General features: G+C 34.7%; 23 protein-coding genes and 1 other annotated feature. Of the genes, 18 read left to right on the forward strand and 5 right to left on the reverse strand.

What is annotated here, in order from left to right; genetic code table 11:
• Positions 1-170: 170 nt before the first annotated feature.
• The 3 genes from ACWG42_RS09940 (at position 171) to yiaK (ending at position 2,903) form a co-directional block, all read left to right on the forward strand.
• Positions 171-632, forward strand: coding sequence for a GNAT family N-acetyltransferase (locus ACWG42_RS09940; RefSeq protein WP_455791987.1), 462 nt, complete (start codon positions 171-173; stop codon positions 630-632).
• Positions 633-758: 126 nt separating this feature from the next.
• Complete coding sequence (asnA, locus tag ACWG42_RS09945; RefSeq protein ID WP_455791988.1) at positions 759-1,775, forward strand: aspartate--ammonia ligase; 1,017 nt, start codon at positions 759-761, stop codon at positions 1,773-1,775.
• Between the two features lie 126 nt (positions 1,776-1,901).
• Entirely contained in the window at positions 1,902-2,903 is a 1,002-nt protein-coding gene (yiaK, locus tag ACWG42_RS09950) for a 3-dehydro-L-gulonate 2-dehydrogenase (protein WP_455791990.1), read from the forward strand.
• Positions 2,904-2,921: 18 nt separating this feature from the next.
• Here the strand turns inward: yiaK and ACWG42_RS09955 are convergent, their stop codons facing one another.
• Positions 2,922-4,574 carry an Rqc2 family fibronectin-binding protein gene (locus ACWG42_RS09955; RefSeq protein ID WP_455791992.1) on the reverse strand — a complete coding sequence of 551 codons (1,653 nt, stop codon included), beginning with the start codon at positions 4,572-4,574 and terminating at the stop codon, positions 2,922-2,924.
• Between the two features lie 116 nt (positions 4,575-4,690).
• Between ACWG42_RS09955 and gmk the strand changes: the two genes are divergently transcribed.
• Positions 4,691-5,269 carry a guanylate kinase gene (gmk, locus tag ACWG42_RS09960; protein ID WP_455791994.1) on the forward strand — a complete coding sequence of 193 codons (579 nt, stop codon included), beginning with the start codon at positions 4,691-4,693 and terminating at the stop codon, positions 5,267-5,269.
• Positions 5,270-5,411: 142 nt separating this feature from the next.
• Here the strand turns inward: gmk and gdhA are convergent, their stop codons facing one another.
• Positions 5,412-6,743: an NADP-specific glutamate dehydrogenase gene (gene gdhA / locus ACWG42_RS09965; protein WP_455791995.1), complete on the reverse strand. Its 1,332-nt coding sequence runs from the start codon at positions 6,741-6,743 to the stop codon at positions 5,412-5,414.
• Between the two features lie 231 nt (positions 6,744-6,974).
• Between gdhA and ACWG42_RS09970 the strand changes: the two genes are divergently transcribed.
• From ACWG42_RS09970 to ACWG42_RS10000, 7 genes are all read left to right on the forward strand, one after another.
• Positions 6,975-7,199, forward strand: coding sequence for a FeoA family protein (locus ACWG42_RS09970; RefSeq protein WP_455791997.1), 225 nt, complete (start codon positions 6,975-6,977; stop codon positions 7,197-7,199).
• Positions 7,196-9,292 carry a ferrous iron transport protein B gene (gene feoB, locus ACWG42_RS09975; protein ID WP_455791999.1) on the forward strand — a complete coding sequence of 699 codons (2,097 nt, stop codon included), beginning with the start codon at positions 7,196-7,198 and terminating at the stop codon, positions 9,290-9,292. The genes ACWG42_RS09970 and feoB overlap by 4 nt, the downstream gene beginning before the upstream one ends.
• Positions 9,293-9,334: 42 nt before the next feature.
• Positions 9,335-9,808, forward strand: a complete 474-nt coding sequence (locus ACWG42_RS09980) for an LURP-one-related/scramblase family protein (protein WP_455792001.1) — start codon at positions 9,335-9,337, stop codon at positions 9,806-9,808.
• A 1-nt stretch (position 9,809) separates the two neighbouring features.
• On the forward strand, positions 9,810-10,427 hold the full coding sequence (locus ACWG42_RS09985; RefSeq protein ID WP_455792002.1) for a DUF3267 domain-containing protein: 618 nt from the start codon (positions 9,810-9,812) through the stop codon (positions 10,425-10,427).
• Between the two features lie 90 nt (positions 10,428-10,517).
• Positions 10,518-11,147 (forward strand): cysteine hydrolase family protein, encoded by a 630-nt coding sequence (locus tag ACWG42_RS09990; protein ID WP_455792004.1) that lies wholly within the window; start codon positions 10,518-10,520, stop codon positions 11,145-11,147.
• The gene (locus ACWG42_RS09995) at positions 11,147-12,625 is read left to right on the forward strand and encodes a nicotinate phosphoribosyltransferase (RefSeq protein WP_455792006.1); all 1,479 of its coding nucleotides are present in this window, start codon (positions 11,147-11,149) and stop codon (positions 12,623-12,625) included. The genes ACWG42_RS09990 and ACWG42_RS09995 overlap by 1 nt, the downstream gene beginning before the upstream one ends.
• On the forward strand, positions 12,618-13,283 hold the full coding sequence (locus ACWG42_RS10000) for a hypothetical protein (RefSeq protein WP_455792008.1): 666 nt from the start codon (positions 12,618-12,620) through the stop codon (positions 13,281-13,283). Before ACWG42_RS09995 ends, ACWG42_RS10000 begins: the two co-directional genes overlap by 8 nt.
• 16 nt (positions 13,284-13,299) lie before the next feature.
• On the opposite strand, the gene ACWG42_RS10005 is transcribed toward ACWG42_RS10000, so the two are convergent.
• Complete coding sequence (locus ACWG42_RS10005; protein ID WP_455792010.1) at positions 13,300-14,127, reverse strand: alpha/beta hydrolase; 828 nt, start codon at positions 14,125-14,127, stop codon at positions 13,300-13,302.
• Positions 14,128-14,223: 96 nt separating this feature from the next.
• Between ACWG42_RS10005 and ACWG42_RS10010 the strand changes: the two genes are divergently transcribed.
• The 7 genes from ACWG42_RS10010 (at position 14,224) to ACWG42_RS10040 (ending at position 20,180) form a co-directional block, all read left to right on the forward strand.
• Positions 14,224-14,967: an amidohydrolase family protein gene (locus ACWG42_RS10010; RefSeq protein WP_455792012.1), complete on the forward strand. Its 744-nt coding sequence runs from the start codon at positions 14,224-14,226 to the stop codon at positions 14,965-14,967.
• Between the two features lie 61 nt (positions 14,968-15,028).
• Positions 15,029-15,493 (forward strand): DUF4352 domain-containing protein, encoded by a 465-nt coding sequence (locus ACWG42_RS10015; protein WP_455792014.1) that lies wholly within the window; start codon positions 15,029-15,031, stop codon positions 15,491-15,493.
• 63 nt (positions 15,494-15,556) lie between these two features.
• Positions 15,557-15,805: a binding site (T-box leader), on the forward strand.
• Between the two features lie 35 nt (positions 15,806-15,840).
• Positions 15,841-16,872 (forward strand): methionine ABC transporter ATP-binding protein, encoded by a 1,032-nt coding sequence (locus tag ACWG42_RS10020; protein ID WP_455792016.1) that lies wholly within the window; start codon positions 15,841-15,843, stop codon positions 16,870-16,872.
• A complete protein-coding gene (locus tag ACWG42_RS10025) occupies positions 16,869-17,549 on the forward strand; it encodes a methionine ABC transporter permease (protein WP_455792018.1) in 681 nt (226 codons plus the stop codon). Before ACWG42_RS10020 ends, ACWG42_RS10025 begins: the two co-directional genes overlap by 4 nt.
• A 104-nt stretch (positions 17,550-17,653) precedes the next feature.
• The gene (locus tag ACWG42_RS10030) at positions 17,654-18,463 is read left to right on the forward strand and encodes a MetQ/NlpA family ABC transporter substrate-binding protein (RefSeq protein ID WP_455792019.1); all 810 of its coding nucleotides are present in this window, start codon (positions 17,654-17,656) and stop codon (positions 18,461-18,463) included.
• 114 nt (positions 18,464-18,577) lie between these two features.
• Positions 18,578-19,348, forward strand: a complete 771-nt coding sequence (locus tag ACWG42_RS10035) for a hypothetical protein (protein ID WP_455792021.1) — start codon at positions 18,578-18,580, stop codon at positions 19,346-19,348.
• 109 nt (positions 19,349-19,457) lie between these two features.
• Complete coding sequence (locus ACWG42_RS10040) at positions 19,458-20,180, forward strand: NAD-dependent protein deacylase (RefSeq protein ID WP_455792022.1); 723 nt, start codon at positions 19,458-19,460, stop codon at positions 20,178-20,180.
• Positions 20,181-20,202: 22 nt separating this feature from the next.
• Here ACWG42_RS10040 and ACWG42_RS10045 read toward each other — a convergent pair whose 3' ends face one another.
• Both ACWG42_RS10045 and ACWG42_RS10050 read right to left on the reverse strand, forming a co-directional pair.
• On the reverse strand, positions 20,203-21,798 hold the full coding sequence (locus ACWG42_RS10045; protein ID WP_455792024.1) for an ABC1 kinase family protein: 1,596 nt from the start codon (positions 21,796-21,798) through the stop codon (positions 20,203-20,205).
• Positions 21,791-22,078 (reverse strand): phasin family protein, encoded by a 288-nt coding sequence (locus tag ACWG42_RS10050; RefSeq protein ID WP_455792026.1) that lies wholly within the window; start codon positions 22,076-22,078, stop codon positions 21,791-21,793. Before ACWG42_RS10050 ends, ACWG42_RS10045 begins: the two co-directional genes overlap by 8 nt.
• Positions 22,079-22,111 lie beyond the last annotated feature (33 nt).

Raw genomic sequence — 22,111 nt, forward strand, 5'->3', positions numbered from 1 at the left:
TTAAGCTTAATGAGCTTATTTTAACCTATATGACTCATATATATGAAAAAAAGAGGTCGTAACCTCCTAGGCATCATCTGAATTTCCAAATGTGTCTATTTCGTTACAGCCTCTTTTCTTTTGTATAACCGATGAAGGGATACATCATACTATGTAAAGTAGGTGATGATATGCAAATTAAAGTTAGAACTTGGCAAGAGGAAGATGCACTCGCATTGTATCAAATGTCGATGCATCCATATTATTTAAGAAAGAGAATTTGGCGTTATTTATATCCAGATACCTTTTTGCACGCAATGTCGACAATTCAGTTTTATCAATGTGCAGATCCTACACGTTTTCTATTTCGTGCGTTGGAGTGTGATGGTGTGGTATGTGGATTTTTGGAGTGTGAAAAAAAGAGTAGTGAATGTGGAGAATTATCGTACTGGTTGGATGTGAATTATTGGAATCAAGGCATTATGCAAGAAGGGGTAAGGCAACTTTGTATAGAGGCTTTTAAATGCCTGTCTATTCTATGTATATTTGCACGTGTTGATAAGAAGAATGAACCTTCTTCTCAGGTACTTATACACAATGGATTTCAAAGAGAAAGTTTAGAAGATCATTATATTTTTCGTAAATATAAATAATATTTGAGGGTGTTACATCATAAAATGATAGTATTTGAAAGAAAATTGAAAAATTTTGAAAAAAGGGATATATTTTATATGGTAAATCATGTATAATATAACCATTATGACAAAGGAGGGGTTCCTATGGCTGTAAAAGACTTGATGATTCCAAAGTATTATGAGAATAAACTGGATATTATATCAACAGAAGTTGCCATTAAATATGTGAAAGATTTATTTGAAAGAAGATTGGCGCATCATTTGAATCTAATGCGTATATCTGCACCTCTGTATGTAAGTAAGGAAAGTGGACTCAATGATGATTTAAATGGTATTGAACGTCCAGTTTCATTCGATATTAAAGAAATCGGTAATGGTGATTATCAAATCGTCCATTCACTCGCAAAATGGAAACGAATGGCTTTAAAACGTTACAACTTAAATGTTGGAAAAGGTATATATACAGATATGAATGCGATTCGTCGCGATGAAGATTTAGACAATTTACATTCTTGTTATGTTGACCAGTGGGACTGGGAAAAGATTATTGATGAGAAGAATCGAACTGTTGATTTCTTAAAAATGACGGTTCGTAATATTATGAAAGCTTTAAAAGAAACAGAAAAAGAACTCGATATTATTTATGAGAACTTAGAACCATTTATTCATGAAGATGTATTCTTTATCACGGCACAAGAATTGGAAGATAAATATCCAGATCTTACACCAAAACAAAGAGAATACGAAATTGTAAAAGAACATAAAACAGTGTTCTTAATGCAGATCGGGGATACCTTAAAAAGTGGTATCAAGCACGATGGTCGTGCACCTGATTATGATGATTGGTCTTTAAATGGAGATATTTTATTGTATTATCCTGTATTGGATACAGTCGTTGAAATCAGTTCTATGGGGATTCGTGTAGATGCGAAAGCCTTAGAGGAACAATTGAAAAAAGCAGGGTGTGAAGAACGTAGACATTATGCGTTCCATAAGATGTTGTTAAATAACGAATTGCCTCTTACTATGGGAGGTGGAATTGGGCAATCTCGTATTTGTTTGATTCTATTGAACAAAGCACATATTGGAGAAGTACAAGTTTCCCAATGGGGAGACGATATGGTTGAAGAATGTGAGAAACATCATATCATCTTATTATAGAAGCGTCTATGCGCTTCTTTTTTTATGTCCTTTGGAACAAGCGAGAAGAAGAACTTTTGTGTTGGAAGCCATTGTGTTAAAAAAGGGGAGGACTATAATGAAAGTATAGAAAAGAGGAGGATGTATATGAGAATACAACGAGAGGAGTTAAAGGAGATTTTCAAGAAGAATTTAATGAAACGAGGATTTAATGAGTTCTATGCAGGAGAGGCTGCGGAAGTATTTACACAAAATAGTCTAGATGGAATTTATAGCCATGGGTGTAATCGTTTCCCAAAGGTCATGGGACTTCTTGATTCTAAAGAGATTGATCCAACGGCACTTGCGACGTGTGAAATGCAATTAGGGGCATGGGAGCGTTGGGATGGACATCGAGGACTTGGTTTATTAAATGCTCGTCTAGCAATGAGTAGAGCATGTGAACTTGCAAAGGAACATGGTATAGGGTTAGTTGCTTTAGGAAATAATAATCACTGGATGCGTGGAGGAACGTATGGTTGGCAAGCAGCGGATGCTGGATGTATTGGTATTTGTTGGTCTAATACCAAACCAAATATGCCTATTTGGGGAGGAAAAGATGCTTGCATAGGAAATAATCCCTTTGTCTTTGCGGCTCCTAGAAGCAATGGAGCACATGTGGTTGTAGATTGTGCGGTTTCCCAATTTTCCTATGGAAAATTAGAAGAATATCGAATGAAAAATACGCCATTACCAGTACCTGGTGGATATGATAAACAAGGAAATATAACACAAGATGCAGGTGCGGTATATGAAAGTAAACGTGTACTTCCAATGGGTTATTGGAAGGGGAGTGGAATTTCCGTGTTGTTGGATGTCATTGGGACGATGCTAACTGCCGCCAATAGCGTATCGGATATCGGTGGTTTTGGAAAAGAAGTTGGTCTATCACAAATTATGATTGCGATAGATCCAATGAAAGCAAGTAGTGCACAGGAAATAGATGCAATTGCGGATAAAATACTTGTAGATATCGCAAACAAAGATGTTGCGGAAGGTTTTAATCGCATTTACTATCCAGGGGAATTGGAATTATGTACACGAAGAGATAATGAAGAAAATGGAATACCAATCCTGGATGAAGTTTGGGAGAAGCTACAAAAGCTATAAAAAAAGACTCAAAGAGTCTTACTGTACGAGATGTTCATCAATGAGCTTTTGAATCGTTGATGCATCTGGGTCAATATAAATCGTTTTATAATTTGAAAGAGATACTAAGCTACCTTTGTTGCCAGGTATCTTTTTTAATTGCTTTACAAGGCAATAATTAACAGGCACGCTTGAAGATTGTCTTCCTTGGGAATACCACACGGCTAACATTGCCGCATTACGCAACAATGCTTCATCAGGGTTTTCACAAGTGATAATCACATGACTGCCATGTAAGTCCTTCACATGTAACCAGGTATCATTTTTGCGACCGATTTTCCAAGTAACATAATCATTTTGTAAATTATTTTTACCAACATATACTTTTATATCCTCAAATTGAAATGTCTCATAATGAGGGAGTTCTTGTTTCTTCTTTTTACGTATCTTACTAGTAACTGCTTTAATATAACGTTGCTTTGCAAGTTCTTCACGTATTTCCATAGCATCTTGTACACTGGCTTGTTCTAACTGAAGCTCCATAGATTCAAAGTATTCAATTTCCTGTAAACATAATTCGATTTGTTCCTCTAGGATGCTTTGTGCACGTTTGGATTTATGATACTTTTGATAATAACGATTTGCATTGTATTTGATATCATAACGAACATCAATTGGAATTTTAATATCTTCTCCTGTTTCAAAAGAAGGAAGTACAATACTAGAAGCTTTTTCAATCGTATGCATATAGGCAAATAATAAATCCCCATATTCTCGATATTTATCACAATCCATTGCTTCTTCTAAGGATTGATTTAACTTTGGTAATTTCGACTTATTTTTATGAAGTTCTTTACGAACTGCTTTAAATAAATCACCACTTTGTTGTTTGATTCGTACTTTTTCTTCTTTGTGATAAAACAAGATATCCATTCCTTTCATAAGAGGGTAGGCTCTTGTTTCTTTTTCTAAATGTGTTAATGGAATGCTGTGAAAATACATAGTATCCTCAACATCACTTATGTAAAGTTGTGTTGATTCATCGATTTGTTTCATCACATCATCAAAGGATTCTCCATGTTGTATACGATATTGCATCTCTTTTGATAATAAAGGAGAGAAACCATGGAATTGTTTTGTGAAAGATTCATCTATATCAATGCTTGTATAATGAAAAGGGTCTTGTTTTCCACTATGTGGCTGTGGCAATTGAAATACAGCTCCAGGGTGAATCGTACGTTTGTTGTTTTCAAATGGAGGAATTCGTTTTAGTGCATCTACAATTCTTCCATCTTCATCCACAAGTATCACGTTGGCATATTTTCCCATAAGTTCAATATACAAATGCTTCTCATGAATATCCCCCATTTCATTACGTGCTTCTATAATCATATGCAAAATACGATCATACCCGATTTGTTGCATAGAACGAATAATACCACCATCTATTTGCTTTCTAAGTAACATTACAAAATTCCCCGGAGTTTCCAGAGTGGTATAAGATTCATTTGTTAAGTTGATACGATTATATACACTATGTAAAGAAATCATCAGTTTCTTGTTTCCATTTGCAGTACGTAGTTGAAACAACAATTCAGTATCTGAAATCTGTTGAATCTTTAATAATTTTGCTGGAATAGAAGTGTTAATTTCTTTGTTTAATTGGTATAAGAGTAAACCATCTAATGCCATTTTCTCACCTCAATGTTCCTATTATAACACACTTGTTTTTAGAAACATGAAAAAGTTGTTTGACAACCCATATTTTCACTAGTAAAATAAATATAATAGAAAAGAGAGGTGTTCTTATGAAAAAAGGTTTATTGATCATTATCAGTGGTCCTAGTGGAGTTGGCAAGGGAACTGTAAGAGAGTATTTTATCAAAGATGAATCATTAAAATTGGCATATTCTATTTCCATGACCACAAGATCACCTCGCGCAGGAGAAAGAGATGGGGTAGATTACATCTTTACTACAAAAGAGAAGTTTGAAGATGCAATCACGAAAGGTGAATTATTGGAATGGGCTGAGTTTGTTGGGAACTATTATGGTACGCCAATGTCCCAGGTAGAAAAACTACGCAATGAAGGAAAGAATGTGTTGTTAGAGATTGAAGTACAAGGAGCTACTCAGGTACGTGAAAAATGTCCTGAAGCAGTGAGTATCTTTATCATTCCACCAAGCATGGAAGAACTTGAAAGTAGAATTCGTGGAAGAAGAAGTGAACCTGAAGAAGTTGTTCAACAACGTTTAGCAAAAGCGGACAAAGAAATGAAAATGATGAACAATTATAAATATATCGTTTGTAACGATGATCCACAACTTGCGGCAGATTTGATCAGTTCTATTATCAAGCGTCATATGGAAACGGATGAAGCTGTATAAAAAAAGAATAGGAAGTATATAATCACTTTGAGTACATAACGAATTCGTTGTTTATGAAGAAGTGATTTTTTCTTTTAGTAAGAAAAAAGGATGCTTATCATAAGATAAGTCATCCTCATTTTCATTAAGTTTGATAAAGGGTTTATACAATCCCTTGATCGATCATAGAATCCGCAACTTTAATGAATCCTGCAATATTAGCACCAGCCATATAGTTATCTGGCATACCATATTCCTTCGCAGTTTCATCTACGGTCTTAAAGATATTTTCCATGATATCTTTTAATTTCGCATCTACTTCTTCAAATGTCCAAGCTAAACGTAAAGAGTTTTGAGACATTTCAAGTCCAGAAGTCGCAACACCACCTGCATTGCTAGCTTTACCTGGAGCATATAAGATGTTATTTGCTTGTAACACTTCGATTGCTTCTGGAGTTGTTGGCATGTTTGCGCCTTCACAAACAGCGATTACACCATTCTTCACAAGTGTTTTTGCATCTTCTCCACTCAATTCATTTTGTGTAGCACAAGGAAGGGCAATGTCACAAGGAGTATTCCAAATGCTTTCTGCTGGATGGAATTGGGAACCTGGAACTTGTTCACAGTATTCATTGATACGTCCTCGTTTTACTTCCTTGATTTCTTTCATTACATCAAGGTTAATTCCGTTTTCATCTACGATATATCCACTAGAATCACTCATTGCAATTACTTTACCACCCAATTGCATAGTTTTTTCTGCAGCGTAGATCGCAACGTTTCCACTACCACTAATAACAACTTTCTTTCCTTCGAAAGAAGTTTGTTTGCTCTTCAACATAGCATTTGTGAAATAACATAGACCATAACCAGTAGCTTGTGTTCTAGCTAAAGAACCACCCCAGTTTAATCCTTTACCAGTTAATACACCAGTAAATTCATTACGGATACGTTTGTATTGACCAAACATATATCCAATTTCACGTCCACCTACACCAATATCACCTGCTGGTACATCGGTATTAGGTCCAATATATTTGCATAACTCTGTCATGAAACTTTGACAAAATCTCATTACTTCAGCATCACTCTTACCTTTAGGGTCGAAATCACTACCACCTTTTCCGCCTCCCATGGCAAGACCAGTTAATGAATTTTTAAATATTTGTTCAAAACCTAAGAATTTAATAATACTGATAGTGACACTTGGATGAAAACGAAGACCACCTTTATATGGTCCAATCGCTGAGTTGAATTCCACACGATATCCGCGATTCACCTGCAATTTTCCATTGTCATCTACCCAGGGTACACGGAAGATAATTTGGCGTTCTGGTTCAACAATTCTTTCAAACACACCTTTTTCGATATATTCTGGATGCTTTTCTGCCACTTTCTCTAGGGAAAGCATAACTTCATCAACGGCCTGGATGAACTCTTTGTCATTCGGGTTGCGTTTTACGACAGCTTCTTTAACATAATCTAATTTAGCCATATAATTTTCCTCCTATTAGCCATATATATTATAAACGCAATTATTCAAAATGAAAACAAAAAAATCAATTTTTTTCATATTTTATGAAAATGTTATGAAAACAAATGTAAGAACAATCATTTTCATATTCATATATATGCCTCTTCTAGAGAAAAAGAACGATTTCTTATCGTACTTTTGCGACGATGTTTTTCTTCGCGTATCTATAAAATATGGATAGGTGATCGTATGATGTTAAATGAAATAAAGCCACAACAGAAAGTTCGTGTTTGTTATGTACATTTGGAAGAAGACAAAAGAAAGCGAATGTACTATTTAGGAATATATCCAGGTTGTGTGATAGAAAAGATACAAAGTGCTCCTTTTCATGATCCAGTTCTCTATCGTGTGAACCATATCTACATTGTCTTGCGTAATGAGGACACTCATAAGATACAAGTGGAGGAAATCGTATGAAGTATACAGTTGCATTTGTTGGTAATCCAAATGTAGGGAAGAGCGCTTGGATCAATGCATTATCCAATGCAGATTTTAAAGTAGGGAATTGGCCAGGCGTAACCGTGGAAAAAAAAGAAGCACTAGTTACTTGGGAAGGGAATGAATATCACCTCATAGATTTACCTGGTACGCATAGTCTAGAAGAAAGTGCGAATGAGGAAGATATTACATCATCTTTCTTACGTAATGAAAAAGTAGATTTGATTGTGAATATTTTAGATGCGACAAGTCTTTCTAGCAATCTTTTGCTATCGCTGTTTTTAAGGGAATTGCAAATCCCTATGCTTATGATTTTTAATTTTATGGATGAAGTAGAAAAGTTTCATATTGCATTAGATATTCAAAAACTATCACGTCGTTTACAAATTGAAATACTTCCCTATAGTGCTTTTGATAAAGCTGCGTATACCATTGTGAAAAATGCCATTATTCGCAATGTGCAAAAGGAAGTATTTTATCACCCTTTACTAGCAGAAGAAGATGAAACAATCTATGTACAAGTATACAATTATATAGAACAACACATCCCCTTATATAGCCAAGTAGATAAATCCCAACTCCATCATTTGACGTGGAACTATTTACAAGATAATAAAACTTATACAAGACAACTTAGCAACTGGCATATGAATATGGAACACTTGTCGAAACTTAAATCTGATCTTACATCTGAGCGTATTGCACTACATCGGTATCATACCATTGATTCCCTAATGGCTTATGTGGATATGAATCCTGATGCTCGCTATGAAATGACCCGTAGACTAGACCAGTTATTATTGCATCGTTTCTTTGGTCTTCCTTTTTTCTTTCTTATCTTTTCTGTTGTCTTATACGTTGTGTTTAAAATGAGTGCACCGTTTAATGATATGATTGACTACGTGATAAATGATGTAGGAGTTCGTTATGTAAGTTTTGCTTTGAAGTGGGCTCCTGAAGTGTTTCAGCATCTTATGGTGGATGGGGTATTGGCGGGAGTTGGGGGTGTTCTTGTATTTGTGCCTGTGATGGCTCTTTTATATTTTATGATGTCAGTGTTAGAAGAAAGTGGATATATGGCACGTATTTCTTTTTTGTTAGATCGATTGATGCGAACCTTTCATTTGAGTGGTAAAAGTTTTGTGGCATTATTGTTGGGCTTTGGATGTAATGTACCTGCTATTTATGCGACAAGAACCTTAGATAATCAAAAACAAAAAAGATTAACCGCCATCTTAATCCCTTTTATGTCTTGTGGAGCACGTTTGCCTGTCTATGTATTATTTGCCTCTGCATTCTTCGCAAATCAAGCAGGGCTTATGATATTGAGCGTATATGGGATTGGTATCTTTATGGCATTGTTGTTTGCGTTGTTATTTTCAAAAACGACCTTTATGAAAGATGATGCAATGTATGTACAAGAATTACCTCCGTATCGTATGCCTTCCTTGAAAGTAGTATTTCATAAAGTAAGAGAAGAAGTAAAAGCCTATATACATAAGGCAACAGGCATTGTATTATGGGCAATGATTGTACTATGGGGACTTACGTATTTTCCAACAGGGAATATCAATGAAAGTTATATTGCGCAAGCGAGTAAATTTGTACAACCGATTTTTGAACCACTCGGATTTGGAACTCGATGGGAAAGTGTTGCTTCTTTACCAGGGGGAATTATCGCAAAAGAAACGATTGTAGGCTATTTTGAACAAGTGCTAAATCATACAGATGAAAAATCCACAAAGATTGAGCCTATACAAGATCTACAAGATATCGTTCATCATAGTGTAGATGCACTTAAAGAAAGCACCTTACCTTTCCTTGTGGAAAAAGAGAAAAAAGAAACACAACCAAAGATATATCAATCACTGTGGAGTGATCCCTTAGCAAAGCTTAGAGCCTTTAGTTTTATGGTGTATGTCTTATTAAGTATTCCTTGTGTAATGACGTTGCAAGCGCTTTATCATGAGTATGGATGGAAGCTGATGTGTCTATCGATCATCACAATGATTCTTCTACCATACATTACCTCATTTGTTATCTTCCAACTATTTTCTTTAGTACTAGTATGATATAATGCTAGCATATTAGAAATGGGAGGATACAATCGGGATATGAAATTATTATTTAAACAAAGAGTGTTTAGTTGGCTGGACAGTTATGATATTTATAATGAACATGATGAGGTTATGTTCATAGTAAAAGGAAAATTAGCATGGGGACATAAACTGCTTATTTATACACCAGATGGTGAAGAGGTGGGAGAAGTTAGTGAACATGTGATGACATGGCTTCCGAAGTTTCATTTAATTGAACATGGGGTAGAAGTTGGTATGATTCAAAAAGAACTGACGTTTCTACGTCCTAAGTTTCATCTCACATGCAACGATTGGGAAGTGAATGGGAATATGTGGGAGTGCAATTATGAAGTAAGTAGTCCAACACGTGGACACATTATGTTTGTAACGCAAGAAATCTTTCACTTTGCAGATACGTATGTGTTAGATATCAAAGAGGAGGAAGACATTTTGCGTTGTTTAATGATTGTATTGGCAATTGATGCAGCAAAATGCTCACAAAATACGTAATATGAAAATGGGGAAAAAGGCACTTATTGAGCGCAAAGCAAATTTTGAACGTATGCAACAAAAAATGGAAGAAGAAGGATATCAGAGTAGAAAAGTATGCATCGGAATCATAAAAGCAAATGTCGTAGCAATCTTTATAGGAATCGTAGCTACAATCTTGATGGTTGGGATCTATATGAAAGTGCAGGATGGTATAGAATTTCATTTTGATATCGATGATCCATTTACTCCGTTTTTGTATTTCATTTGTGCAGATTTAATATTGTTGGTTGTACATGAAGCACTTCATGGATTGACATGGGGCTCCTTTTGTAAGAGGAAATGGAAATCTATTCAATTTGGAGTCATGTGGAAATATCTAACACCGTATTGTTCTTGTCTAGAACCACTGCATTGGAAGGTTTATTTGTTAGGTGGACTTATGCCATTTCTAGTTTTGGGTATTGGCTTTTTCGTGGTTGCTATGATGGAAGCAAGTGTAGTGTTGTTGCTCTTTAGTATCTTGAATGTCATTGGTGCTGGAGGGGACTTGATGGTTGTTTGGAAAATCATACGTAACCATGAAGGTATTTTGATGGATTTACCTGAAGAATGTGGGTATATGCAATTTTATAAGTAAAGAGTAACGAGAAAATCGTTACTTTTTGTTTAAAAAGGATGAAAAAAAAGCTATAATAGATAAGTATAAATAAACAAAAGGAGAATTCAAATGGCTAGAGTACATAAGAATTTTATAGAATCTTATCCGGAAATGATGATGGAAGATCTTCATAAACCCATTATTTTTGTTGTGGATATGGTCAATGGGTTTGTAAAAGAGGGAGCACTTCATGATGAAAAAATAGGTGATATATGTGAACCTATCATTGATATCATTCGTGAAAATGAACATCGTGTGATCTTTATCAAAGATTCACATCCTGAAAAGACAAGAGAGTTTATTTCTTATCCAGCACATTGTATCAGTGGTACTTCAGAAAGTGAAGTAATTGAAGAACTACAACCTTATGTTTATGAAGAGATGAGTAAAAATAGTACGAATACCTTTACATGTCCAGATTTTCAAGAATTCCTAGAGACAAGAATTTTTGATTATCGAGATATTGTAATTACAGGGTGTTGTAGTGATATTTGTATTTTACAATTTGCACTATGTTTGAATTCTTGGTTGAATGAGCATAACGAAGAAGAAAAACGTATCATCATTCCTATTGATTGTGTGGATACCTTCCATATCGATGGGGTTCATGATGCGATTATGAATAATGAATTTAGTATTGCGAATATGGCTAGTAATGGAATTAAGGTTGTTTCCCATATAGAAAGAAGGGATGCATAATGAAGAATTATGATGAAAAGTTCGACTTTCGTGATGAGCGTAATTTAAGTTTAGTTATGGATTTCTATGAACTCACTATGAGTCAATGTTATTTCAATTCTGGAAATATTGATAAAATAGTGACGTTTGATCTGTTTTATCGTAAAAATCCAGATGAAGGTGGATTTGCGGTATTTGCTGGTTTAGAAGAAGTGATTGGATATATTCAAAAATTGCATTTTAATGATGAAGATATTGCGTATCTTCGTTCGCTAAATAAGTTTTCTGAGGAATTTTTAGAGTACTTGCGTCATTTTATTTTTACGGGAGATGTATATGCAGTGAAAGAGGGAACACCTGTGTTTCCGTATGAACCATTAATCCGTGTAAAAGCGAAAATTATTGATGCGCAGTTATTAGAAACCGCGATGTTGTTGTGTATCAATCATCAAACATTGATTGCGACAAAAGCACGTAGAATCGTGAAGGCTGCAGATGGTAGAGCCATTATGGAGTTTGGAGCACGTCGTGCACATAATTTTGATGCGGCTAATTATGGTGCTAGAGCAGCCTATATTGGTGGTGTAGCAGGAACCGCAACAACTTATGCAGGCGAAAAATTTGATATGCCAGTACTAGGTACCATGGCACATTCTTTTGTACAATCATTCGATAATGAATATGATGCTTTCTTAGCTTATGCAAAAACATATCCAGATAGCTGTACGGTATTGTTGGATACGTATAATACGTTAAAGAGCGGACTTGTAAATGCAATACGTGTTGCGAAAGAATATCTAGAACCAAATGGACATCGTTTACAAGGCGTTCGTATTGATAGTGGAGATATGGCATACTTGTCAAAGAAAATTCGTAAAGCATTAGATCAAGCAGGAATGCAAGACTGTAATATCGTTGTATCAAATAGTTTAGATGAATATTTAATTCAATCTTTGATTTCACAAGGAGCTCAAATCAATAGTATGGGGGTAGGCGAAAATCTAGTATGTAGTAAATCTACACCAGTGTTTGGTGGAGTTTATAAGATGAGTTCTATCTTCGAAGGTGACACTATGATTCCTAAAATCAAAGTGAGTGAGAATGTTGAAAAAGTAACCAATCCTGGATATAAGGACCTTTATCGTATATATGATGAAGAAAGCGGGAAAGCTATTGGTGATATCATGACCATTCATGGTGAAGAAATGGATGTACAAAAAGATTTAACAATTTATCATCAAACCAATAGTTGGAAAAATAAAACGATACCAGCTGGAAGTTATCGTATTGAAAATCTTTTAGTTCCTATTTTTGTGGATGGAAAACTTGTCTATGATGTACCAAATTTACATCAAATTCGAGAACATAGCAAAGAAGCTTTTTCTCATATTTGGGATGAAGTATTGCGTTTTGAATATCCACAAACGTATTATGTGGATTTAAGTAAGAAACTTTTAGACTTAAAATTGAAAATGCTGGAGGATGTAAAGCATGTCTAATACCGATACAAAACATGAAAAACGATTAAAGAATATCTTTTATGTATGCGTATTTGTATATCTTGTAACGCTTGTGTATGCCTTACTACATAATTTCATCATCAAAGATTATGTAGCTTTGGGTATGGCGTTTGTGGCAATCTTAACGCCACTTATTGTACCCGTTGGGTTTAAACTGTTGAAGTTTAAACCAGTGTATGAGATTTATATTATCTCAACCATCTTTGTATATTTTGCCTCATTGATAGGAAGTAGTTTCCATTGGTATTCGTATACGGGATTTGATAAAGTATTACATTTTTGTAGTGGTATATTCTTATTAACGCTTGTGGTAATCGTGTTTTTCTATATTCGTAAGAGCAATGAATTACCTACGAAATCAGATCGTTGGATATTCTTAATTTTTATCAACGCAGGGAATATGGCAATTGCGCTTATTTGGGAGTTTTATGAATATGCAATGTTAATCTTCTTTAATAACGATTGTATCAATCATAGAACGCAAGGGGTACATGATTCTATTACAGATATGCTATGTGCTACGGTGGCAGGATTGTTGTTAACGCTCTTCATTGTACGCTATATGAAAAGTGGGAAAAGCAATTTCTTTGTAGATGTATACGAAAAGTTCTACCAAAGAAATATCGCGAAAAAATAGCTGAAAGAAAAAGAAATCAGACGATTTCTTTTTTTGTCTCTTCGTGATTTGTATCGCTTTGGTGTAGGCTTTTATACTTTAATAATAGTTCTTCCATAATGTCTGGAGCAAGTGGTATTTCATCTTCACTTAAAATCTTATCTTCCATAAACAGCTTCATGATTTGATAACATTCCCAGTTTACTGTTTCATCCATAAACAAACGATGGTGTCCTCCATGTAAATAAACAAGTTTTTTACGTGTGTGTGGAATTTTATCATAAGCATAAAGTGAACTTTTTGGGGATATGACTTCATCTTGATCTCCATGAAGTAATAATACTGGACACTCCACACTACTTATATATTTTTTGAGATTCTTTATCAAATCAGTAAAGGCACCATAAAATGCACGAGGAATGGGAACCTCATCCTTTTTCTCATTCGTCATAAAAGAAGTTGCGGATTTCACAATTACATCTGTAATCATATCCATATTCATATATTGAAAAGCTGGAGCTAATAAAATAAGCTTTTTAACAGGTGTTACATTTGCCAAATAAGAGGCAATGACGCCACCCATGGAAAAACCAACGAGATAGATATCTCGACCACTTTGTTTATAGCTATCCAGTACTTCCTTTGCTTTAGCGACCCAATGCATCCAATCACAATCTGTTTCATCGAACAAATCGTACATATCAAATTGAATGATCTCAAAGCCATCTTTTTGACCCCAAAGGACAAAGTTATCATATTCATGTTTTCTTCTTCTTCCATATCCGTGGATTGTCACAACGACAGGGGGAAGTATTTCCGGGGTTAAAGTTTCCTTTAATAACCATTTCTTTAATTTCTCAAACATTTGATCACCCTTTCTATGCCTCATTATAACATATTTCACTTTCCTTTCCAGTGGTTTTTGCTTTATAATAGAGGGTAGATACCAAAGGAGATGCCGGTGGAAAAAAAAGCAACGTTACTAATCAAACATATCCATACCATATATACCATGCAGGAAGAAGGAGAGAAAAACATCCAATTTCAACATGGTTTTATTGCGATACATCACGATGAAATTATAGATCTAGGTACGCATGATTTTATACATCTCGTGGATAAAGATACGCGCATCTTAGATGGTACAAATCATATTGCTGTACCTGCATTTATCGAAGTGAATGGTAGTATGTCAAAAAATGAAAAAAAGGGTCTTCTTGAACAAAATGAGTATTTTATGCGCTATATGAAAAATGGTACATTGTGTATCCATATGAAACACGCTATTCGAAAAGATTTATTACATAACTATCATTATGAAGTGCTAAAAGATGTGGAAGTGGACACCTCATATCCGGTTGTACAACCACTTTCTCATATGAATACGACCTCACATTTACAAGTATGTAATTTTTGTATCAGTAGTTCTCATGAACAAGTATCTTTACAAAGTCAAATGATGGCAGCGCAACTGTTAGCTATGAAAGATCATATCGATGCCTATGAATTATTAAAGGCGATTACCATCAATCCAGCAAGATTTTTAAAACGAGAAGACTTAGGTGTACTGGATATAGGGAAATGTGCAAATATAATATTACTATCTGTAAAAGATATTCATTCTTTTTTCTACTCGTTAGATCAAAACTGTATCTCACAAATCATCCATAAAGGCGTGCGTATTTATCCAAATTTGCTTGTTTAAAGACAAAAACCGACAGTTTTCACTCTCTTCATCATATAGTATGTTGAAAGAGGTGAAGATTATGGAAATCATGCAAATGAACAGGGATAAGTTAAATGTATTACTTACGCAAGATTATTGTCCAAATCAGGCAATGACAAATGAGTTTCAAACGATATTCTTTACTTGTAAGTTATTAAAGATAGAACTTGCAGGAAAAGAAATGAAAGGATTTGTAGTAGATGAAAGTGCTCAATTTTTAATTTTGCATGTGAGTATTAAAAATATTACAAATGAAATATTGGCCATGTACAAAGATGATTTTATGATTACGTTTGATGATGAAGGACCTTTTGAAGCGGAAGAATACTTTGGTGCGGAGCATCAATTACCAGATGAATATGCTTTAAAACCGCAAGAAGAAGTAAAAGGGAAATTGATTTTTATTATTTCTTCATCCGCAAAAAAAATCATGCTTAGCTACACGGAATACTTCGATGATGAAAGCGAAGGAAAAACATACAAATTGAAATATAAGATTCAGTAATAAAAAAAATAGAGTAAATGTGTTGACGAATTTTAAAAAATGAAGTAATATACACACATAAACAAAATGACATTGAAAAGAAGAGTACACAGAACAGACTTTCAAAGAGAGTTCTCATTTGGTGAAAGAGAATAAAGATTCTATCTGTGGAAAATGGTCTTGGAGTTGCATAATCGAAGATTTTAGATTATGACGTGTTCGCTCGTTACAGCGATAGAGTATAACTTAGCAATAAGCGTACTTGAAGAGGTTCATCTTGTGAGAGGTGGATAAACTTAGGTGGTAACACGAACGTTAGCTTTCGTCCTATGGATGGAAGCTTTTTTGTATAGTATAGGAGGAATTGTATGATACGATTAGAAAATATCACAAAGACATTTCAAGGTAAAGACAACGAAATTCATGCGGTAAAAGATGTTTCATTAGAAATTCAAGATGGTGAAATTTTTGGAATCATTGGATTTAGTGGAGCGGGTAAGTCTACTTTGGTACGTTGTATAAATTTATTAGAGCGACCTACTTCTGGAAATGTGATTGTGAATGGTTTAGACTTGACAAAGATGAAAGAGAAAGCATTAAGAGAAGAGCGAAAGAAAATAGGAATGATTTTTCAACATTTCAATCTTATGCGCTCTCGTACAGTAGAAGAGAATATTGCATATCCATTCAAAGGAAGTAAACTTAGTAAACAAGAACAAGAAAAGAAGATTGCTTCTTTATTGGAACTTGTAGATTTACAGGATAAAAAAGATGCATATCCTTCTCAATTATCAGGTGGTCAAAAACAGCGTGTCGCGATTGCGCGAGCGTTGGCCAATGATCCTAAAGTGTTGTTGTGTGATGAGGCTACCAGTGCCCTTGATCCACAAACAACAAAAAGCATCTTAAAACTTTTGAAAACAGTCAATGAAAAATTGAACATTACCATTGTATTAATTACTCATGAAATGGCAGTAGTAAAAGAAGTATGTGATCGTGTAGCGGTTATGGAAAATGGATATGTTGTAGAAGAAGGGAATATCCTCAACGTATTTAGTAAACCTCAAAAGGAAGTAACTAAAAACTTCATCGAATCCACTAGTAATATTTCTCGTGTCTATGAAATGATAGAAGATAATTCTGCATTAACTTCTATCCAAGAAGGTCAACGCTTAGTGAAGTTGAATTATGATGCAGTGAATACTTCAAAAGCATTGATTTCAGAAATATCACGTGATTATCATGTAGATACGAATATCATCTTTGGAAATGTGGAAATTATTTCTGGTACACCTTTAGGTGATTTGGTAGTTATCTTAAGTGGTGAAAAGAAAGCGATTGATGATGCAATCGTGTATTTAGAAAAACATGATGTGAAAGTAGAGGTGTTAAAAGCATGAATGAATTTTTGAACAATTTCATACCAAACATTATGGATAAACTTCCAGATTTCTATCAAGCTATTATAGATACCTTTATTATGCTAGGTATTGTAGGTGTTATATCGTTGTTGTTTGGTGTTGTATTTGGTGTGATCCTAGTGGTAACACGCAAAGGAGATATCCTTGAAAATCAAGTGGTTTACTTTGTTTTAGGAAAGATTGTAGACTTGTTTCGCGCAATTCCATTTATTATCTTAGTTGGTTTTATTTCTCCAGTAACACGTATGATTATGGGGACAGGAATTGGTGTAGAAGGATCGCTAGTACCTTTGATTGTTGGTACAATTCCATTCTTCGCTCGACAAGTAGAAAGTGCATTAGCACAAATTGATCGTGGATTGATTGAAGCGAGTCAAGCTATGGGAAGTTCTCCTATTGAAATTATCTTTCGAGTATATTTAAGAGAAAGCATCCCAGGTATTATTCGTGCAACTACCATTACCTTAATTTCCTTACTTGGATTTATTACCATGGTAGGGGCGATTGGTGGAGGAGGAATTGGAGATTTTGCGATTCGTTATGGCTTTAACTCTTACCAATACGATGTAACGATTGTTTGTGTAATCGTGTTGTTGTTAATTACATCGTTGATTCAATTTATCGGTAATATCTTTGTGCGTAAGACAACGCACTAGAGGTGAACAAATGAAACATATATTAAAACAGGCAGTTCGAATCTGTCGAATGTGTAGCCTATAAGAAACAGAGTCGAATGAAAAAGAAAGATGAGGGAAAGAAAATGAAAAAAATATTAGTTAGTTTATTTGCAGTTGCATTATTAGCAGGATGTGGTTCCACTAAAAATGATGATAAAGTGATCCGTATAGGAGCGAGTACAACACCACATGCTGAAATTATCAAACACGTTCAACCTGTATTAGAAAAAGCAGGATATGAAGTGGTCATCAAAGAATTCACAGATTATGTAAAACCAAACCAAGCATTAGTAGAAGGTGATCTTGACGCAAACTTCTTCCAACATAAACCATATATGGAAGATTGGGCAAAAAAAGCCAAAGAAACAGATAACATTGAAAGCATCTTTGCAGTACACTTTGAACCAATTGGCATCTATTCTGTAAAACATACTTCTTTGAATGATATTACAGATGGTACTAAAATCTCTATTCCAAACGACCCTACAAATGGAGGACGTGCATTAAAATTATTAGCAGATAATGGTATCATTACCTTGAAAAAAGGTAAAGGAGTGGATGCGACAAAGGCAGATATTGAAACTTATCACAAAAAAGTGGAAATCATCGAATTGCAAGCTGAAGTATGTGCCTCTAATATCCAAGATGTTGATTATGCAGTTGTAAATGGAAATAATGCATTAAATGCAAAGATTTCTGATAAAGTAATTACTACAGAAGCAAAAGATAGCGATGCCGCAAAAACATACGCAAACATCATTGCTGTACAACCATCTCATAAAGATGACGCAAAAATCAAAGCATTAATTGATGCGTTGAACACGAAAGATGTAAAAGATTTTATGGATGAAAAATACAATGGAATTGTTGTTCCTTTAGTTCCAGCAGAATAAAATATATGAGTGCGTAAATGCACTCTTTTCTTATAAAATAATGTTAAATTGCGTGAAAATGTGGCTTTCTAGTTAATAAAACAGTATAATATATAGAAAATGAGGAGGGACAACATGAAACGCTTTATCATTAAAAACAAATTTTTTGTTAGTTTATTATCCATAGCGATGATTGTGACTCTATCATTGGGAGTATATATCGTTCAAGATAAGAACACATCCAATATACCAGTCGATCCACCTTCTGTTATACAAGGAGAAGATGACGGTGATAAGGAAGCAGTTATCAAGTCACTATCTGCGAACTACAATTCTTCGGCCATTGGTAACTCTATTTCCATTAATTGGAGTATTAGTAAAAACGCTTCTATCATTGAAAAAATTAAGTTGTATTTGAATGATAATGAACCTTTAGATGTAACCTCATTTAGTTCTTATTCTTTCACTCAAAGTGTATATAACTTTCCAACTGGTGATAATAAGATAAAATTAGAAATTATACTAGAGGATGGTAAAAGTATCACCAAAGAAACAACTGTATATGTCGACTATATTATATCGCTTAGACAGGAAGTCGTTTTAAAGGGAGCATCTTTAGATATCACCTTAGAATATGTATATATGGATACAAATCCTGTTCATACACCGACCATTATTACAAATGATGATTTCGTTGTAACTCCATTAGTAAATTTCGTAGATACACAAGTGAAAACAAACGGAAATCGTGTGACCGCACGTACAACATATAACTTTGCATGGGGAAGTGTAGAAAACATACCTGAGAAAATGGCAGTACGTTGGAAGTTCAATGATTTACCCGTTCCATTTAGTCGAGACTATACTGTTTTAAAACCTGAAAAAGAAACAGAAGCTACACAGTGATATGTGTGGCTTTTTCTACGCGATAGAAAAAAAGGGATAAAGGAAATGAATGATGAATAGAGATACTCGTTACGTGGTTTTGTGGTAAAATAAATATGAGGTGAATGCAATGTATGAAGATTTAAAAGTGATTATTGAACAGAGTGATAATATCGTTTTCTTTGGAGGTGCTGGAGTTAGTACAGAAAGTAGCATTCCTGATTTTCGTTCTCAAAGTGGGATTTATAGTAAAAAGACATATCCATATCGTGCAGAGACAATGATTAGTTCGGATTTTTTCTATGATCATCCCGATCAATTCTATGATTTCTATTTCCATGAGATGATTTATGAGAATGCTTTGCCAAATCCTGCTCATAAGGCATTGGCGCGCTTAGAGGAAATGGGGAAGTTAAAGGCAGTTATAACTCAGAATATTGATGGTTTGCATCAAATGGCTGGCTCAAAAGAAGTCCTAGAGTTACATGGAAGTATTCATCGTAATCGTTGTAGAGGGTGTCGAACATTTTATGATTTAGATGCGATGCTAAAACAAAAGGATGGAGTTCCTAAATGTCCACAGTGTGGACGTACAATAAAACCTGAGGTTGTATTATATGGCGAAAGTCTAGACCAAAATGTTTTACAAAAGGCAATACAATATATTTCACAAGCAGACGTTTTGATTGTAGGTGGTACCTCATTGGTTGTATACCCTGCAGCAGGTCTATTACAGTATTTTAAGGGGCGAAAGCTAGTTTTGATTAACAAAGATGCGACAGACATGGATAACACCGCAGATTTGTTAATTCGTGAGCCTATCGGACAAGTCTTATCACAAGTGATCGAATAAAAAGAAGTCAGAAATTTGACTTCTATTTTTTATCTTTTTTTAGCACCGTATATAACAACCAGAATCCTAGTACTACAGCACTCATAAAACCAAAGAAACCAAGGGCAGGAATACCAAAGACTTTTGGTGTCATATTCGTCGTACATATCAATGCACTTGCCATGAGCAAGCCTGTTGCGACAATGCCAACAATCAATTTGTTCACCATGTGATTGATGCGGGTAAGAGGAACACTAGAATCCATAATCTCTAGATTTACTTTCATCCTCCCTTTCATCATTAAACGCATTAGTTCAGAAAATTGAATAGGGAGCTCTATGGTACGTTTTGCACTCTCATATACTTTCTTTGAAGTATTTAATGCGCTATCTTTTATATCAAGTTTTTTAAGCATATGATTGGATACATGTGCTGCGGCAATTTCTATGATATTGGTATCAGGGTCTAATAAGGTCATGGTGCTTTCAATTGTTACTAGACCTCTAGCAAGCATACTAATTCCTTTTGGCATACTGATGTTATATTTATGAGCAATCCCAAAAACTTCTTGCATGGCTTCTCCAAGATGTATGTCACGTAAGTTTAAAGTAACATACTTTGCCATAAAGGTTTCCATATCGTTATAAAGTTGTGTATAATCCATAGGTTTATCATGTATTCCTAAAGTCAAAACGACATCAACCATTTTCTCTGTATCATTACTGCTAATTGCCATAACCGCATTTTTCATAAGATCTTTATCGCTTTGATTTAAAAATCCCATCATTCCAAAGTCAATCCATACAATCTTACCACCACGAATACGTAAATTACCAGGGTGTGGATCTGCATGAAAGAAACCATCATCTACGATCTGTTTAATGTAGTTTTCTGCTAATTTGCTCGCAATTTCTTTATGATCATATCCATCATTTTTTAAAGTTGTGAAATCATCTATGATGTTGCCATCAATATATTCCATAACAAGAACTTTGCTTGTCGTATGGTCGCTATTTATGGTTGGGCATCCGATATATTTAATATCTTTGTTAAGTTTTGCGAATTTCTGAGCGAAGCTTGCTTCGTTTAAGAAATCCATTTCTTGTTTAGCGGTAAACCAGAATTCATCAAGTACGATATTGATATCAATCACACTTCCAAGTACTTCAGATAAGTGAAGTAATCTACTAGCTCTACGAATGAGGGAAATATCACGTTCCATAGTTTCGTAGATTCCGGGACGTTGTACTTTCACAACGATTTCACTATGATCTTTCAGTGTAGCATGATGTACTTGGGCGATAGAGGCAGAACCCAAAGGTTCTTGATCAAAATGTTCAAATACTTCTTCTAATGGACAACCATACTCATCTTCAATGACTTCACGTACGGTTTGAAAACTCATAGGGGATACATTATCACGTAATTTGATAAGTTCTTTACAATAGCGTTGTGAAAACATATCCTGACGAGAAGCCATGATTTGTCCAATTTTTACAAAGGTGGGACCAAGGTCTTCTAAGATTTCACGAAAGGTGATTGGATTTACACCTTTCGTGATGTGATGCTTTCTTAAGATTGAAAGAATCTGTGCAAGGCGTCGTTTACTCCTTAATGTTTTTGTTTCTGTATTATTCATTGCCTTTTTCTAATTCTTCAATCTTCGCTTTTATAGCATCTAGTTCTTCCTTACTTAGTTTCTCTAAATCTTTGCTAATTTCATCTGCATTTGCAGGTGTTCTAAACTTTTCTTTAATATCATGTTTGAGTTCTTCGTTTAATACTTTTCCTTGTTCGATGGTAAGTTCACCTTTTTTTACTAGTTGATCAATTACATCTTTGCTCTTTTCTGCAGTTGTCGCAACTGCACCAACACCTGCTAACATAATTTTTTTCAAATCTTCACTAAAACTATTCATAAGTAGATACCTCCTATATATCTTTATTTTAAC

It is taken from the genome of Amedibacillus sp. YH-ame10, from assembly GCF_053848885.1.